Source organism: Natrononativus sp. DTA114, from assembly GCF_059736515.1.
The window spans coordinates 1-15,025 of record NZ_JCASSN010000005.1 but is presented as its reverse complement, the minus strand read 5'-3'; the positions used below and the strand labels follow the sequence as shown (position 1 = coordinate 15,025).

16 protein-coding genes and 1 pseudogene are annotated in these 15,025 nt (G+C 59.6%); 4 read left to right on the top strand and 13 right to left on the bottom strand.

Features of this window, described 5'->3' with window-relative positions; all coding sequences use genetic code 11:
- Positions 1 to 233 precede the first annotated feature (233 nt).
- From AC6I6S_RS17700 to AC6I6S_RS17690, 3 genes are read right to left on the bottom strand one after another with little or no spacing between them, the layout of a single operon-like run.
- Complete coding sequence (locus AC6I6S_RS17700; protein ID WP_497951990.1) at positions 234 to 1,301, bottom strand: DUF7973 family transport facilitator; 1,068 nt, start codon at positions 1,299 to 1,301, stop codon at positions 234 to 236.
- Between the two features lie 6 nt (positions 1,302 to 1,307).
- A complete protein-coding gene (locus AC6I6S_RS17695; protein ID WP_497951989.1) occupies positions 1,308 to 1,766 on the bottom strand; it encodes an arsenate-mycothiol transferase ArsC in 459 nt (152 codons plus the stop codon).
- The gene (locus tag AC6I6S_RS17690; protein ID WP_497951988.1) at positions 1,759 to 2,160 is read right to left on the bottom strand and encodes an ArsR/SmtB family transcription factor; all 402 of its coding nucleotides are present in this window, start codon (positions 2,158 to 2,160) and stop codon (positions 1,759 to 1,761) included. Before AC6I6S_RS17690 ends, AC6I6S_RS17695 begins: the two co-directional genes overlap by 8 nt.
- A gap of 312 nt (positions 2,161 to 2,472) precedes the next feature.
- Here AC6I6S_RS17690 and AC6I6S_RS17685 point away from each other — a divergent pair, with 312 nt between their 5' ends.
- Positions 2,473 to 2,919: a hypothetical protein gene (locus tag AC6I6S_RS17685; RefSeq protein WP_497951986.1), complete on the top strand. Its 447-nt coding sequence runs from the start codon at positions 2,473 to 2,475 to the stop codon at positions 2,917 to 2,919.
- A 36-nt stretch (positions 2,920 to 2,955) separates the two neighbouring features.
- Here AC6I6S_RS17685 and AC6I6S_RS17680 read toward each other — a convergent pair whose 3' ends face one another.
- The 10 genes and pseudogenes from AC6I6S_RS17680 to AC6I6S_RS17635 all read right to left on the bottom strand — a co-directional run.
- Entirely contained in the window at positions 2,956 to 4,188 is a 1,233-nt protein-coding gene (locus tag AC6I6S_RS17680) for a carboxylate--amine ligase (protein WP_497951985.1), read from the bottom strand.
- 317 nt (positions 4,189 to 4,505) lie between these two features.
- A complete protein-coding gene (locus tag AC6I6S_RS17675; protein ID WP_497951984.1) occupies positions 4,506 to 4,787 on the bottom strand; it encodes a hypothetical protein in 282 nt (93 codons plus the stop codon).
- Positions 4,788 to 4,890: 103 nt separating this feature from the next.
- A complete protein-coding gene (locus AC6I6S_RS17670; protein WP_497951983.1) occupies positions 4,891 to 7,017 on the bottom strand; it encodes a type B DNA-directed DNA polymerase in 2,127 nt (708 codons plus the stop codon).
- Between the two features lie 2 nt (positions 7,018 to 7,019).
- Positions 7,020 to 7,301 (bottom strand): DUF8156 family protein, encoded by a 282-nt coding sequence (locus tag AC6I6S_RS17665; protein WP_497951981.1) that lies wholly within the window; start codon positions 7,299 to 7,301, stop codon positions 7,020 to 7,022.
- Positions 7,288 to 7,992: a P-loop NTPase family protein gene (locus AC6I6S_RS17660; protein ID WP_497951980.1), complete on the bottom strand. Its 705-nt coding sequence runs from the start codon at positions 7,990 to 7,992 to the stop codon at positions 7,288 to 7,290. The genes AC6I6S_RS17665 and AC6I6S_RS17660 overlap by 14 nt, the downstream gene beginning before the upstream one ends.
- Positions 7,993 to 8,102: 110 nt before the next feature.
- Positions 8,103 to 9,131, bottom strand: coding sequence for a Cdc6/Cdc18 family protein (locus AC6I6S_RS17655; RefSeq protein ID WP_497951978.1), 1,029 nt, complete (start codon positions 9,129 to 9,131; stop codon positions 8,103 to 8,105).
- 133 nt (positions 9,132 to 9,264) lie between these two features.
- A complete protein-coding gene (locus AC6I6S_RS17650; protein WP_497951977.1) occupies positions 9,265 to 9,486 on the bottom strand; it encodes a hypothetical protein in 222 nt (73 codons plus the stop codon).
- A gap of 524 nt (positions 9,487 to 10,010) precedes the next feature.
- On the bottom strand, positions 10,011 to 10,847 hold the full coding sequence (locus AC6I6S_RS17645) for a TrmB family transcriptional regulator (protein WP_497952348.1): 837 nt from the start codon (positions 10,845 to 10,847) through the stop codon (positions 10,011 to 10,013).
- Positions 10,848 to 11,107: 260 nt separating this feature from the next.
- Positions 11,108 to 11,605 (bottom strand): Lrp/AsnC family transcriptional regulator, encoded by a 498-nt coding sequence (locus AC6I6S_RS17640; protein ID WP_497951975.1) that lies wholly within the window; start codon positions 11,603 to 11,605, stop codon positions 11,108 to 11,110.
- Between the two features lie 327 nt (positions 11,606 to 11,932).
- Positions 11,933 to 12,112, bottom strand: a pseudogene (locus AC6I6S_RS17635) (RNA-guided endonuclease InsQ/TnpB family protein); the annotation flags it as partial.
- A gap of 166 nt (positions 12,113 to 12,278) precedes the next feature.
- On the opposite strand from AC6I6S_RS17635, the gene AC6I6S_RS17630 reads away from it, so the two are divergent.
- The 3 genes from AC6I6S_RS17630 to AC6I6S_RS17620 all read left to right on the top strand — a co-directional run bounded on the left by AC6I6S_RS17630 (position 12,279) and on the right by AC6I6S_RS17620 (position 15,004).
- The gene (locus tag AC6I6S_RS17630; RefSeq protein ID WP_497951973.1) at positions 12,279 to 12,887 is read left to right on the top strand and encodes a hypothetical protein; all 609 of its coding nucleotides are present in this window, start codon (positions 12,279 to 12,281) and stop codon (positions 12,885 to 12,887) included.
- Between the two features lie 117 nt (positions 12,888 to 13,004).
- Positions 13,005 to 14,123 carry an AI-2E family transporter gene (locus AC6I6S_RS17625; protein ID WP_497951972.1) on the top strand — a complete coding sequence of 373 codons (1,119 nt, stop codon included), beginning with the start codon at positions 13,005 to 13,007 and terminating at the stop codon, positions 14,121 to 14,123.
- Between the two features lie 89 nt (positions 14,124 to 14,212).
- Positions 14,213 to 15,004, top strand: coding sequence for a DUF7344 domain-containing protein (locus tag AC6I6S_RS17620; RefSeq protein ID WP_497951971.1), 792 nt, complete (start codon positions 14,213 to 14,215; stop codon positions 15,002 to 15,004).
- Positions 15,005 to 15,025: the final 21 nt, after the last annotated feature.

The window sequence follows — 15,025 nt, the reverse complement described above, 5'->3', positions numbered from 1 at the left end:
AGCAGTTGTGCCGGATACAGAGCGCAACTGTGGCACGAGATTCAGCTTGATCTGCGAACGGAGTGATCGGTCAGTACAGGTCAAACAGGTAACGGAGTAGCAATTAATCTCCCCGAGGAGTGTCACACTTCGATGGCAACAACTGAAACGAGTTACACACTGCTCGCATTCGATGCCCGAGTCATCGCGAGCAGGTGTGCACTGACTTTCAATGGCTACGATAAACAGCACAGTCATGGCAGTGGTATCCACGCTGAACTCGGAAGAATACCGATCAGCGCCAAGACACCTATCAGAAATGAGGTAACGACGATACTTGCAGCCGGTGGATCGAGATGTGTCTCAGCGTGTGCATAGAATACTCGTTGGGTGATCTCTCCAGTAAGAGCCCCGATGATGCCAAATGCGGCTCCCAGTATGACTGCCTCTCCGAGTGGTACTGATGCGGAAACGAGGTCAGGGGTGAGCGGTGCCGAGGAATCGACGCTGGCAATAACGACTGTACTCGCAGGAAGCGACATGTGGTGAGTGACAGGGATTTGTGCAACGCCGGCGCAGAGAAACGTGAGTGCGACGACGCTGATCCCGAACGCGAGAAATGCACTCCCGGTGAGGTATGCGAGATACCCACCGAGGATACCGACAACGGCACCCAGGATTGTGACGTGCGACCAGCGGTACTGGTACGGCAGCCACGGTTCGACGACGAACCGCCCCCGCCCGCCATCAGTTGCGAACGTTCCACCCGGTTGACGGCGTTCGCCGCGTTCGAACGGAGACATATCGAATAACTGCGCCGGGGAAGCACCGATCACGCTGTAGCCGAATACGAGCCGGTGAATGATTGCCGAGAGGACGACCCCGAGCGCGACCGCATCAGTCGGTAAGCCGAGGACTGTAGAGGCGGTCGCGATCCAGTATCCGACGATGCCGAAAATACCGCCGACGACCAACACATCGGGGCGACTCCCGAGCCCTTGAACGACGTTCTTTGCCTCGTGGTAGTCGAAGTCGGTATCGAGATACCCTCGCTTAGCAGCGTAGGCAACAGCCGCTGCGCCACCCCCGAACGCAACGTGAGGACCGAGAACTACCCCGAAGGCAATTGAGCCAGTAATATCTACGGGAGCGACAGCGGCCTCAGGGCCAACGGTTCGATGAACGAGCGTATATAATTCGCCGACGATGACTATCAAGCCAGCCAGTGAGAAGGAATTGAGGGCTCCGATGGCTGCCCCGAACGCTCCTCCTGCAAACGCTGCCAACAACAGTTCCCACGCCCATAGGTCTGCAACTTCCATGTCTAATTAGGTGCGCCCGTCTCCATTGTCGGCGAGGAGTTCGTTGAAAAGATCGGTAACGCGCCGTTCAATTTCGTCACGAATAGTTCTGACTTCTTCGAGCGAACGGTCGTGGGGATCGTCTAGTGCCCAATCGCGGTTGTCTCCACTCCACGTTGCAGGACACACATTCTCAGCGGAACAACCCATGGTAATGACGATATCGACACCCTGCAGTTCGTCAAACGTGATTTCTCGCGGCGTCCGGTCACTAAGATCGATATCGCGCTCCTGCATCGAATCCACAACGACACCGTGAACGTGTTCTGCTGGCTGCGTACCGCCAGCTACGATCTCAATCTGATCAGCTACATCGCGTCGGTCGCGCTCCCGATTGGCAAATGCGTGTGCCATCTGACTCCGACCCGCGTTTTGGACGCAGACGAACGCGACCCGATACGGGTGATTTGAGTCTATTCTACTCATGTCCTCGCTCCCGTGTTGAATCAAGCGCAGCAATGAGCTGCTCAGCTCGTTCAGTTGGTTCGTAGTAACGCCACGTTCCGTCTTTTCGGCGAGTGACCAGCCCTGAATCCATCAAATCGGATAGTGCGTGACTCACGGCGCTTTCGCTCACATCCATGAGTGGTGTGATCTCACAAACACAGAGTTCATCCTCGGCGGCAGTGAGCAACCGAACGATCTCGTAACGCGTATCGTTTCCGAGTGTTTTCAGTGTTCGCAGGTCGGATCGATGGTTTTCGGGGACCGTCTCGGTGAGTTCTTCCAGTTCGTTGAGTCGCTGTTCGATGTCGGCATCGCAGCATTCGCCGAGTTTATCAGAAAGGAGACGGCGAAGGCGTGACTTCGATTGAGACATGATTGAGTAATTGAGCAGATATTCATTTAGCTGCTTTGATCTTCAGTCAGGAGGTCACCCAGCGTCCTGAAGCAACACAACGCCTCCACTGAGATCTCACTGTATCTGCTTGACTGACCTTCCGGGGTCTTCTCCATCACCTACAGAACAGAATATTGCCATGAGAACGAGTGATAGATTCATACGTGTAGTGAGCATATGATCCACTGCCTCGGCGTGAAACAAACGAAGTCGTTGTGCTGCACCCACCCTCTGTATTCAACAGGCAATTCCCTTCATTTGCTGAGGATATCAACAGAGCCATGAGAGCGTATGATACGCTGCAAAATCACTGACATCGTTCCGGAAGCACAGTACGGGGGTTCGATCTACACCCAGACCGTGGTGGTAACGCTTCTAACTGGCGAAAGACTCCACCTGTTCGATAGCACTGTGCCGACTGTCAAGCGCGATTTGGTGGGTGTTACTACAGATTTAACGCTCGTTGCTCGAGCGGCGTCCGTTGTGAACTGTCCCCACAAGAGCGCGGTCGTAGCGGGTGGAGAACCTCCTCATCGATACGTCGGGGCTGTCCAGGAGAGCAATGAGCAACCGTCGTGGTCCGATTCGGCAACCGGGTCTGGGCTCACGCTCGATATTGCCGGCGGAACACTGTTTGTGGATTACAACCGTGACATGATCATCGACCGGGAGTTCGAAACTGGCGAGACAGTCCGTGTCGAAGCGTACAGGACTGATGTACTTGCGTTCGCCGATTGAGCCGTATTCACAGCCGCTACTTCTCTTCCGGCGGGTTCAGCACGAACAGTAGTAGTCGGGACCGCCGAACTCAGTCTCGAGCAACTGGAGCGTCGGACCCGGATCCGAGGGGCGGTAGACGCCGGTGGTCAGCCCCTGGGCGGTCTCGAACTCACCCGAAAGCAGCGCCCGCCACTCGTCGTTCGAGAGCACGTCGGTCGCGGTGGGGTCGCTCGCGAGTCCCGCCAGGTAGTCCCGGAGGTAGACCCACCGCGTCTCCGCGATCGGCACTGGGTCGTATGCGGCGTCGACGGCGTCGGCGTAGGCGGCGTAAGGGAGGTTCGCGCCGGCTTCGACCGGCATCGAGATCCACTTCCAGGGACGGGTGTTGATATCCAGGAGGACGTACTCCTCGCGGCTCTCGTCGTAGACGAACTCGGCTTCGCTGATTCCGTGATAGCCAGCGGTCTCGAGGATCGAACGGGCGCGCTCCTCGAGGACGGGGTCGGACACCGTATCGACGACACAGGAGGTGCCGTAGGCTCGCGGATACCGGACCCGAGCGTTGCCGACGACGCCGATCGTTTCGCCCTCAGGTGAGACGTAGGAGGCGAACGACCGGTCCTCGCCGGTCGCAATCGGCACCTTCTCCTGGGCCATCACCCGCACGCCCGCTTCGCGGGCGCTGGCAACGACCTCTTCGAACTCGGCGTCGTCGCCGACCTCGACGACGTTCGTCCCCAGCAACTCCTCGAACTCGCGTTTGCGGGCGGGTTTGACGACGAACGGGTAGCCCAGGCGGTCGGCGGCGGTCTCCGGATCGACCTCCGCGAGACGGTAGGTTTCGGGATAGGGCACCTCGAGTTCCTCGGCGAGGGCGTACAGCGACTCCTTGTCGAGGACGGCGTCGATCACCTCCCGGTCGGCGAAGGGGAGTCTGACCCCGTCGGGTTCGGTGTCCGCGAACGCGTGGACCCACTCGTCCATGCAGGCGAACGCCACGGGTTCGTGGTCGCAGGCGGCGGCGATGCGTTCGACGTCCTCGCGGAACCCCGCTGGATCGTCGAGCGGGAAGCTGACTTCGCCCGCGGCGACGACGGCGTCGGTGTAGGGGCCGACGCCGTCGCCGTTCCGGTCCAGGGCGACCACGGGGACGTCGTGGGCGGCGAGCGCCCGCGCGACGCTCCCACCCGTGATGTGGGCGTTAGCGACGAGCGCCGGCGCCCGGTCGAAGGAATGCTCTTCGAGGGTCGCACAGAGGTCGGCTGTCGACTGAAACGAACTGGCCATACCCGTCGATGGGGGAGACAGCCACTAAACGCACCGGGTTCCGGCATCGCGCGAGAGGTAGTAATACGTGCCACGGCCGGCGTCTCGAGTCGTACTCCCCGGGCCGAGGCCGACCTGACGGAACCACAATCTATATTTCCATACAGTACAGAAAAATAGACATGGAGATCATCGATAGATGGCGCCGGTGGCGGCGACCACGGTGGGATCCCGACGAGGGCGTCGAGATCAAGGTCGAAAACTGACCACTCGCGCGTGTTGTGGCTTCGTGGGTTCCGAAATCCGGATCACACGAAGACGGCGTGCAAACCCCACTTTTAGTCGTGGGTCGCTGACGAGCGGGAGAGCTGTGCGCCCTCGAGCAACTTCTCGGTCCCGTGATTCTTAGGGTACTCGACGAGGGTGCGTCCGGCACCGATGCGCGACAGGCGGTGGAGCTGTTCGGCGAAAGCGTGCCACTCGGCGACGCAGGCACGGTGGAGTTCCCAGCGGTGGGTGTCGGTGCCGGCGAACGGCGGCGGGCCGACCTGAACCGTCTCGTCGGTCAGGAGTTCGGTACACCAGGGACAGGTATCGGTTTGCGGGAAAGACTCGCCCATATCGGTCGTCCGCGACACTGCCCGTTTGTAATCGAGTCCCTACTCCCGCTCAACGACCGCTTTGTCCCCCCTGCGGATGTGTCATGGGGTCCGTACCGGTCGGTCACCGATCGGTTACCCCACCGACCGTGAACGTCGTCAGGGAGGCGTCGACCCGCTCGGAGAGGTACCGCTCGATCTCAGCGCGACGCCAGCCAAGCGGCGAACAGACGGCTTCGGCGGCATCGATCAGCAACTTGGCGTAGAACTCGGCGTCGTAGCGGTCGAGGTCTTCGTACTCGATGCGAACCCGGTCGCGCGAGCGTTTGTCGTCGTTAACGACCACGTACGAAACGTCCTGGCCCGGCCGGGGGTCGAGTCCTGCAGCCGCCGCGCGCTCGAGGGCAGCGACCGTTCGCGTGGACTGCTGGTACTCGTCCAGCGGTTTGGACGTCCGATTGCGAATCAGCAGCGACTCCGGATCGACGTCGCCTGCGCGCAACTCCTGCAGTGCCCGCTGTAGGCGTGCACAGACGGCCTCGGGCGTCCGATACTCCTCGAGCGTTCGGATGAGCTCCCGCTGGGTCGTTTCGATCCACGCGGGCGTGGAACGCTGTCGGCACTCGATTCCACGGTATTTGTACGCGTTATCGTCGCGGTGCTTGCCGAAGTACTTCGTGAGCGCGCCCTCGTCGCTGTTCGCTAACGGAACGAACGCGACCCAGTCGAAGGCGGTTTCGTACTCGAGTCGGATACCGATCCGGTCGGTGATCTCCGCCGCGAGGTCGTCGAGCGGGGTCTGAGGCTCGTTCTCGACGGGAGTGACCCAGACGCTGTCGACGATTCCGTGAACCAGGTGCCAGCCGTTGCGCTCGAAAATCCCCTTCGCCTCGAGGAGGATCTCGCGTGCGTAGGCGTTGATCGCCTCGTGGCACTCGATCCGACCGAACTTCGCGTTGTTGAACCCCTGGTAGCCGAAACACGAGACGAGAATCCACTTGATCGCGGCCGACCGACTCCGGAGGATGGCGGCTCGTTCCTCGTCTTCGGTCGTCCGGAGTTCAGCTTTGATCGCGTCGCGGTCGTCGATCAGCGGCCGGAGAACCTCGGGCAGGTACCCCGGCTCGTCACAGATCGCATAGTCGAGGCCGGGAACGTCAGCCCGACCTGCGTGGCAGTCACACCGGATCGTTTCGGGGCTGACGTTGTATTCACAGATGATGTTGGGGTAGAGACTCGAGAAATCGAGTTCGTGGACGTCCTCGTGAAACCCGACCTCCGGGGTGAACGTATAGCCGCCCCGGTCGGCAGCGTGCAGCGTCCGCATCGACTTGAACGATTCGTGGCGCCACGACTTCCAGGGTACCAGGACGTCCCGTTCGCGAGCCTCTCGGACCTGAATCGCGGTCAGGACGTTCCCGATCGACGCCCACCCGAGTTCCTGCAGCGGTTTTCGCGACCGGGCAACGAGATCGAGACAGCCACCGAGTCCCGCCTGGCGATAGAAGAACGTGTTCGATCTGTCGATGAGTGCCCGCCCGGGAACGGTGTAACGGGCCGGCGAGTGGCCGACGGCGCCGTAGCTCTCGTACGTCGACGCCCCGGCGAGTCGCTGCCAGCCCGGGAGTCGCCCGAGTGCGAGGTCGAAATCGTGCTCGTCGGCGCTCGCGTAGAGTGCGGGCACGATCTCACCCGAGGAAAGGACGAGCACGTCGGGATCGGTAGTCTCGAGTCGGTTCTGGACTGCCTCGAGTACCGCAGTCGGCGACCCCGTCAGCGTGTCGCCGTCGACCGTTACCGCCGTGATCGGCATCTCCGCGAGTTCTGGCGGCGCGACGTCGATTTCCAGCGTCGAGAGCACCGACGACGGCGTCGGATCGGTCTCGGTTTCGAGACAGTAGCGAAACTCCCGCGAGAAATCGACGTTGAAGCACCTGTAGGTCCCGGGTCGCCCCCGTTTTCGAACGTCGTGTGCGACGGTCCGAACCGCCTCGATGTCGTCGACGTCGACCCGCAGGACATCCTCGTAGCCGTGTCGAAATCCAGGGCGCCACCGTTCGATTGCGGTCGTGACGACTGCGGGGTGGCGGTCCAGTCGGTCGCGGAGACCGTTTACCGCACTTACGGAGTCCGAGCCACCCGCCACGTAGAACGAGGGGGTGTAGTCGTCGATCACCTCGTACTCGGCACCGTCCGTCGTCGTCGTCCACAGGTAGAGCCCGTCTTCGCGGTAGTCGATCGTGAACGCCATCGCTACGTCTCGTTGGAGTCCTTCACGGCTGACCTCTCGAGCGCCTCGATGCGATCGTCGAGCGCTGCGAGTTGGGCTTCTTGCTCGAGTGCGATCGAGACGAGGACGGCGTACATCGGCTCGGGATGGTTCAGATAGCCGCTCGCGTCGGCGTGTTTCCGCGCCCGCTCGAACAACCGGTCGAAGTGTTCTTGATCCGTTCGCCGAAGGCCGCGACGGTACGCCGACCACTGGCTCTCGAGGCGCCGGAGGGTGTCCCGGAACGTCGGATTAGTACGACCCACGGGCCGTCACCTCCGTGGACGGTGCCTTCGCGTTCGCTGAGAGCCGGTCGTACAGCGGTCGGCGCGCCTCGAGGATGCGATGCCAGAACGCGAGCGTCGTCTGAAGATGACCGTCTGTCGCCGGATACACCAGCGTCTCGAAGCTGTCGGCGATGAACCGTGGCCCTTGGCTGGTGTTTTCACAGCGGATCACCTCGGTCGCGGCGTTGGCAATCGGCCTCGAGAACGCATCGTCGCTGGCCCGCGTGAGGAGAACCGAAACCGCGTACTCGCGGCTGTACCGGGCGAGCAGCGCGAGCGCCCGAACCAGAAGCGTCTCCCGTTCGCCGGTGTCGACGTCGCCGGATCTGTACAGGCCGTCGACCGCGGGAACGACGAGTAGCGCGGTTTCCTCGTCAACGAGATCACCGAGGGTCTCGAGGATCGCGTAGTGCTGGTACGGGGTGAACCCTCGGGCGACCTGGATGCGGTCGAGAACCCGCGCGCTCGGTGCGAGGCGAGCCACCGGTTGCGTGGTCGCGTGGCCGTGTGTATCCACCCAGTACGCCGGCCCCTGGCTGGTCAGGATCCGGTCGACGACGAGTGCGTGTAACGGCCCCCGCGGTTCACCGTCGGTTTCCAGGAGGTGAATTCCTGTCTCGAGCGTGGGGAGTTCGGGAATCTGCCGGGATGACCTCTCGTGATCGTACATCTTAGTTCTGTGATCACGACGTGGTCGAATAAGCGCCGGCGTGGGGTTTCCACCCCTTCCGAAAGCGGTGGGGACACCGAGACAGCTCCGCCCCCTCGGGCGATTCCCGCCTACCGTTCGCCGTTTCCGAATTCGGGTTCCGAAACGCGGTACACTCGACTGCGCTTCTCGCCGTCGGCCTCGATGATGTTGTAGTGTTCCATCTTCGAGAGATAGTTTCGAACCATGCGCCGTGACTTCGGCCCGTCGCTTCGCCGCTCGTACTCCTCGTACAGCGTGCCCGGGGCGAGTTCACCGTGCTCTCCGATGATCGTGTACAGGAGTTGCTGGTCGGCGATGAGCTGGTCGATGGTTTTCTGGCGCAGGTTCGACCGGGCGCGCGGAATCGCCTCTTCAATCTCCGCGATCGTCAGCCGGTTCGTATTGCTCCGACTCGCGCTCCGCGCAGCGGTTCTGAGGATGCCGATCGCAACTCTCGCATCGCCGGCGGCGGCGTCGGCGACGACCTCGAGGTGCTCGTGCGTGAGCGCCCCCTCTTCGAGCCCGCGTCGAACGCGGGTTTCGAGGATCGAGACGAGTTCGTCGACGCTGTAGCGGTCGAACTGGATACACTCGCTGCCTCTGAACCGGCTGTAGAGGCGGTCGTCGAGTCCCGAAAACAAATCCTGTTCGTCGTTTGCGATCAGGAGTAACGTCAGTTGCGGGAGCGCATAGAGGTCGTAGAGGACGTCCTTGTCCTCGAGTTGGTCGACCTCGTCGAGGACGACGATGTACGGGTAGCTGTCCGCCCGCCGCAATCGTTCGTAGAGTTCGTCCTGCGGGGTGGATTGGCGGTGGACGTCGAGTGTCCGATTGAGCTCCTCGAGCAGCCGATACAGGACGCGATAGCTGTTGTAGTTGTGCCAGCAGTTGACGTACGCCGTTCTGACGTCGAACGTCGTCTCGCGGAGTTCCTCGAGGATGTACTGTGCACAGCAGGTCTTCCCGACGCCCGTGGGGCCGAACAGACAAACCGTATCCGCGGGTTCGCCCCGCAGGACCGGCTCGACGATCCCGGACAGCCGGTTCAGCTCGGCGTTTCGATGAACCACTTCTTCCGGGACGAACGAATCCTGAAAGACGCGGGCGTCTGCGATCACATCCGGCAGATTCAGCGGGTAGCCACATAAACGGTAGCGGGTCGTTTCCGAAACTTCCGAAACCCGCGACCGCGGTTCTGTTCACCGTTATCACACGCTCCATACACACCGCTAATCTACCCGAACCCCGCGTTCAGGGGCGGTAAACCTGTGCGACGAGGTCGGCTCCGGCGATCGGTGTGCCGTCCTCGAGTTCGCCGTGGAGGTAGGCGGCTCCTGGCGCGTGGTCGGTTTCGTAGCCGGTCTGGCCCGCCCGGAACCGTACCTGCAGTGTGCCGTTACCCAGGCGCTGGTGGGTGTGCACGGGTGCACCCTCGCCGGCGGTGATCGCGTCGGGAGCGCGAATGTCGCACAAGTGGCGGGACGATTCTCGAGAAGCAGTAATTGCTTAGTTAGCAGTTCGATTCACCCGGTTAATCAAAACTCGACTCTGTGTGAAATGTTGACGGTTATAAGTGGTTAGCGACTGTACACTACACTCAGACATGGGAAAAATTCATGACAATTTATACGCTGTGTTGTCGAACGTGCATCGGCGGCGCCTGATGTTTTCCTTGCTGGGGAACACCCCCAAAACACAGGTGCCGAGTGACCTCGACACACCACCTGACACTGCACTCGCTGATGACACGAATCGTGTCGAATACCACCACGTTCATCTGCCCAAATTAGCCGACAATGGGTTTATCGAGTGGAGTCCCAGTGCGGACCGCGTCGAACGAGGCCCGCGATTCGACGAGATTAAACCTGTCTTGGAACTGCTGGCTGCACATCACGAGGGCCTCCGAGACGGCGAAGTGTTCCAGAAGTAGCCCTCACCGTATCGCATCGCGGCGGGAACGACTGCTTCTCAGATCGTTTCTCTGCTGACGGTGCTGGTTAGTCTCTTTCGAATAGCTTGGGATCATCACTTGTCTCCAGGCCCGTCGCCATCAACCGCCGGGCAATGACGACCAGGCCATTGGTGAAGCCCCTGCCGAACACTGCCCTCTCAGTTTCTGCTGCCTCCGAAGCAGCCTCGTGTACCGAACTGACCAGAATCGTGTTGCGGTCGATCAGGAGCAGTCGGCTGATCGTCGTGTCGTCGGTGCTATCAGTCGGATTACTGCTCAGCCACTCCAGTCCGGAGACGAACACGTTAGCGTCGGGGAGCACCTCCTGAACGGTATCACGGAGGTGTTCGGAGGCGGTTCCGACGACGACCGTAATTCCCGTCTCCTGCGCCTCCTGGAGGTGCGTGAACAACTCCTCTGTGAGAACATCTTCACGGCCTACGACGAACACGATTTCCTCTCCAGACCCATCGATGAGTTGCTGGGTGCGAGTTGCGATCGCCGTCTGTCCCGTTAGCGACCAGACCTCGTGTGACACTTCCTCGTCGTCGTCTGCTGGTGCTGGGTCGATCCCTTCGACTGCCTCGACGAGTGTCTCCATCCGTGATTCGTACTCTTGGCGCAGTGTTTCGGCTCCCTCATCGATCGGGACGGCCCGAAACTGCTGGGGATTCGAGTGCTGGATCTCCACGAGTCCTTTCGTTTCCAGCACGCGAATCGCATCATACACACGCGTCCGAGGAACCTCGGAGGTCTCGCTGATCTCTTTGGCCGTTCCCTTCGGCATCCGGGATAAGGCGACGAAGCACTTCGCCTCGTACTCTTTCAGACCCAGTTGCTGGAGCAATTCGACCGCTCGTTGATGATTAGATAATTCGTTCATGGGTCCCAACCATGGTACCGGCGTGGCCGGTACTCTCTTCGGTATTGTTTCGGTGCGCACAAGAGAGTTCTTGTGAAGCCGAACGGTCCCGACTGTGTTCCATACTGACTTCCAGTCGCTCAGTACCTATGAATCCTATTTGAATGGTAGCGATCAGTTTGCGCTTACAACAGATATAGGGGCAACTAATCCTGGAATGTCGAATTCATTGATGCGAAAGTCGGAAAATTGGCGGGTTTGAGTGCGGATATAACATCTAGCTACTCGCCAGTAGCGTCTGTGGCTTCCTCGTCCAACTCGATAAACTGGAAGTGATTAAACGGTTGCATTTGGCGTCGTTTCATGAGTTCGGAGCTCTCGATTTCGAGCCCCAGTTCGTGGATCGCATCCGAAATACGGGAAATATCGGTCGTATCCGTAGCGACGATCTCGATGTGGACGTTTCGCCGTCCGGTCATCATTTCGCAGACATCAACTACGCCCTGGACGTTCATGACCTTGTCTGTTAACTCCGTCCGTCTGGTTGCCGGGGCGGTACAGACGAAGAGCACGCGTAAGGGGAGATTCGCCGCCTCGTAATCGATTTCTGGGTGATACCCCCGGATGACGTCGTCAGATTCGAGTTGGTCGATTCGATTGCGAACGGTGCTGGGTGAGACGCCAATCGTCTCACTGATCTCTTGAGCGGTCGTGTTGCGAGCTTCCCGCTGCAGCATGTACAGGATGCCTCTGTCGATTTCGTCTAGTTCTCGGCCCATAGTGCTCCTACGAGACCACGTCCTATGTACCCTGATACCATCAGTTCGACGCAGACCAACTAGGCAGTGGTAGTACCGAAAACTCAGTCACCCAGATAATCACAGTAAGGTTATACCGGACTACCCCGAACGTTCATTTGGCACGGAGTTCGGTAGGGTCCCAACCACTGATCCTCCGTGCTACTGCTGTACAATCGCCTCAGTTTCTACACGTCTCGAGACGATGACCGACGGTGAGTCCACTGCATCGAAGTCTCATTAGAGCTCGCTTCCTCAGTTGACATCCTCCCGCCCCTAAAGGGACGAGATTCCCTCCGCGTTGGGATATTAAGGTTCACAGTCCACGACCTGTTCTCGCGGGGCAAAACGGCCCTCGCTACGATCGAACAGATGGACTGAAGGCTGTGCCAACCAGCCGTTACTCCTATCCTCGGAAGGACTCGGAGTTACTTTTCGTCGGATGTTCTCCGCACCGTTCACATCCGCGTTCGCAACCGTATCGCACTCGCGCGTATCCCCGCCCTAAAGGGCGAGGTTTTGCGCCTGCGGTTCACATAACCAAGATGTTCCATCAATTTGGGTCCGATACTCACCGAGGACTCCATCCAAATGAGTAGAGCGTCAGTGAAAACCACACAACAACATCAACCGTCTTCATCTCCTACTATCCATAATGGCTGATCATAACTCGATGCGAAAACACACGTTTCAGACAATCGATGGTGTTGAGGCGCTCATCAATCTTGACCCTGGTGAACTCTTTCTAGACCTGCCAGCAAATACGCCGCGTTACATTCGCGTTCAGGAAGGAGACCGGGTACAAGAAGGCGACGTTCGCACGCAGACACCCCAAACAATGGACTCACAAACGCTCTCGAAGTGGCGGATCGAGACAATATCGACAGATACTGTCACCGGGAAAAACATCGATACAGACGAGTCCCAAGAGTGGGACCGAGAGTGGTTGGTCCAGCGCCTCGGCACAGGAGGATTCAGTGTTGAACTGACCGACTTCAATCGGGTGAGCGTGAGTGAGACGACTGGATTGAGTGAATCTCACATCGATACCCAAGACGAAGACAGTCCTCACGTAATCGTAATTGTGTATGGAAACAACGGACAACGGTTTACGCAGTTATATTCTGCGACAGAACCGGGTGATTGGGAGTCACTAACACTCGTGAAACAAGATCCACACGTCCACGAGTTCAGTGAAGAACTTTTGGAGAAATTCGATACAGCAATCACCAAAGCGCTACAATTGGAACAGCAGTATCACTAAAGAATAGGATTTCAACAGAGCCACAGGTTCAGTCGAACCGTGCTGAGCTGACGACGCGGCGCTCTCGAGTGCGCTCTCAGCCACAAAGCTCATTTAGATTGACTGTAATGCCGACCTATGGATCGTGGGCGCGGGTTCCTTCTCAGTCTCCTGGTAATCGTCTCTCTTTTCGTGTTCGTGATCGTCCGCCCCTTTCTGGAGTACGTCCTTCTGGGATTGATCCTCGCCTACGTGCTCTTTCCCCTCCACGTTCGACTGGCCAGCGCCCTCGAGCAATACACCCCAGCGAAGCACTTCGCGGATCATCTCTCGGCGCTTACCCTGATCGTGGGGAGTCTCGTCGCAGTCGTCGTGCCGCTCAGCTACGTGTTGCTCGCGTTCGTCTCGGATCTCCAGGAACTTGCCCGTGGCGAGACGGGCCTCGAGACGGACGTGATCGAAACGCAACTCGCCGACGCCGCAGGCGTACACGTCAATCTCGAGGAGGGAGTCGCACTCGCCAGCGAGTGGCTATTCGGCATGTTCTTCGGCGACGTCTCCGGGCTGTTCGCGACGATGTTGCACTTCTCGCTCGGCGGAGCCTTACTCCTGTTTCTGGTCTTTTATCTCCTGATCGACGGCCCCGCGCTCGTCGCGTGGCTCACCGATGCGAGTCCGCTCTCGTCGACAGTCAGTGCGACGCTCGTCGCCCAGATCGACCGCACGACCTGGGGCGCCGTCGTCGGGCACGCCTTTGCCGCCGTCGTCCAGGCCCTGGTTGCGGGCGTCGGCTTCTATATCGTGGGTCTCCCGAACGTGGTGTTCTGGACGATCGTCATGGTGATCCTGGCGTTCTTGCCGCTGATCGGCGTGTTCGTCGTCTGGGCGCCCGCGGCGGCGTACCTGTATCTCGTCGGCGACCCGACCGGTGCGGCCTTTCTCACCGCCTACGGGCTGCTCATCGTGAGCTTCATCGATTACTACGTCAGACCGATCGTGATCGACACGCGCGCCCAGCTCAACCCCGCAGTAATCCTCATTGGCGTCTTCGGCGGGGTGTACACTCTCGGATTCGTCGGGCTGTTCGTTGGCCCCATCCTGATCGGCGTGCTCGTCGCTATCGTCGAAACCTTCCGCACGGAGTACTACTCGAGCGATGACGATCGGGATCTCGAGAACGCACGCCCCACCGAAACGGAGGGTATCGCTTCCTCGTTCGAGGACCCCTCAGAGGAACACTCCCGGACCCCACAGTAAGTGGCCGTCACACTCCCTACTTTCCTGATTGGGTAATCCTTACTGAGAAAGTCTTTTTACGGTGGCTGCGTATATCGATACGAGAGATCATGGGAGTTAATAACAATCATGGAGCCTTGAATGTCCAGTACGATTGGGCATCGTGGCTCGTTACGGCTGTCGGCATCGTACTGGGGATTGCTGGCGTTACGTATCTCGTCACTCATCCAGAACCGGTCACCGTCTGGGCTGTCGAACTCGTACTCGTCAGTGCTCCGGCTGCAGCGATCGTCTACGGTGGCTACTGGATCGCGGCGCACGAGATGCCTCGTGGTGATGGCTGGTACATTGTGAAGTGGTTTCTCGCGGGGACGGTCGTCGCAGCAGTACTCCTCTTTGGGTATGTGAGCGCCGAACAGATAGGGGGGGAAACCGTCCTCAACCCCGAACTGCTGGTCTTGCTGGGCGCTCTCGGTGGAGGAGTCGTGTCGCTGTTCACGGCGATCTCCAACGAGCGACGGTATCTGGATGTTGCTCTCGATACCGATGAACACCGACTGGTTGCCGCGGGTGCTGCACCGTTTTCCGCCGACGCGCAGGCGTTCGCCGAACTCGCAGCAGATACGCGATCGTGGTACGTTATCTGCGCGCTCAGACTGGCGGACGAACCACTCGACGTTGGATCGCTTGCCGCCCAGATCGCGACGGTTGAAGAGACAGATCCACAGGAGGTACAACTCGAGTTAGTTCACAACCGACTCCCGAAACTGGCCGACGACGGGTTGATTCACTACGAGCCTGACGTGAACGTTGTGTGGCCCGACGACCGGATTCCATCAGTGATGCAAGCGAGCAAAGAGCTGGCTACGGTCAGTGAATCCATTAGCTCGACTGAGCACTAATCGGATCGATAGACATCCTCC

What these genes read in the sequence shown, in the direction of transcription:
- AC6I6S_RS17685 (WP_497951986.1), top strand. Translation starts at nt 2,473, where the DNA reads ATGATACGCTGCAAAATCACTGACATCGTTCCGGAAGCACAGTACGGG.
- AC6I6S_RS17700 (WP_497951990.1), bottom strand. Translation starts at nt 1,301, where the DNA reads ATGGAAGTTGCAGACCTATGGGCGTGGGAACTGTTGTTGGCAGCGTTT.
- AC6I6S_RS17680 (WP_497951985.1), bottom strand. Translation starts at nt 4,188, where the DNA reads ATGGCCAGTTCGTTTCAGTCGACAGCCGACCTCTGTGCGACCCTCGAA.
- AC6I6S_RS17670 (WP_497951983.1), bottom strand. Translation starts at nt 7,017, where the DNA reads ATGGCGTTCACGATCGACTACCGCGAAGACGGGCTCTACCTGTGGACG.
- AC6I6S_RS17640 (WP_497951975.1), bottom strand. Translation starts at nt 11,605, where the DNA reads ATGGGCCGAGAACTAGACGAAATCGACAGAGGCATCCTGTACATGCTG.
- AC6I6S_RS17695 (WP_497951989.1), bottom strand. Translation starts at nt 1,766, where the DNA reads ATGAGTAGAATAGACTCAAATCACCCGTATCGGGTCGCGTTCGTCTGC.
- AC6I6S_RS17675 (WP_497951984.1), bottom strand. Translation starts at nt 4,787, where the DNA reads ATGGGCGAGTCTTTCCCGCAAACCGATACCTGTCCCTGGTGTACCGAA.
- AC6I6S_RS17660 (WP_497951980.1), bottom strand. Translation starts at nt 7,992, where the DNA reads ATGTACGATCACGAGAGGTCATCCCGGCAGATTCCCGAACTCCCCACG.
- AC6I6S_RS17630 (WP_497951973.1), top strand. Translation starts at nt 12,279, where the DNA reads ATGGCTGATCATAACTCGATGCGAAAACACACGTTTCAGACAATCGAT.
- AC6I6S_RS17620 (WP_497951971.1), top strand. Translation starts at nt 14,213, where the DNA reads ATGGGAGTTAATAACAATCATGGAGCCTTGAATGTCCAGTACGATTGG.
- AC6I6S_RS17625 (WP_497951972.1), top strand. Translation starts at nt 13,005, where the DNA reads ATGGATCGTGGGCGCGGGTTCCTTCTCAGTCTCCTGGTAATCGTCTCT.
- AC6I6S_RS17645 (WP_497952348.1), bottom strand. Translation starts at nt 10,847, where the DNA reads ATGAACGAATTATCTAATCATCAACGAGCGGTCGAATTGCTCCAGCAA.
- AC6I6S_RS17690 (WP_497951988.1), bottom strand. Translation starts at nt 2,160, where the DNA reads ATGTCTCAATCGAAGTCACGCCTTCGCCGTCTCCTTTCTGATAAACTC.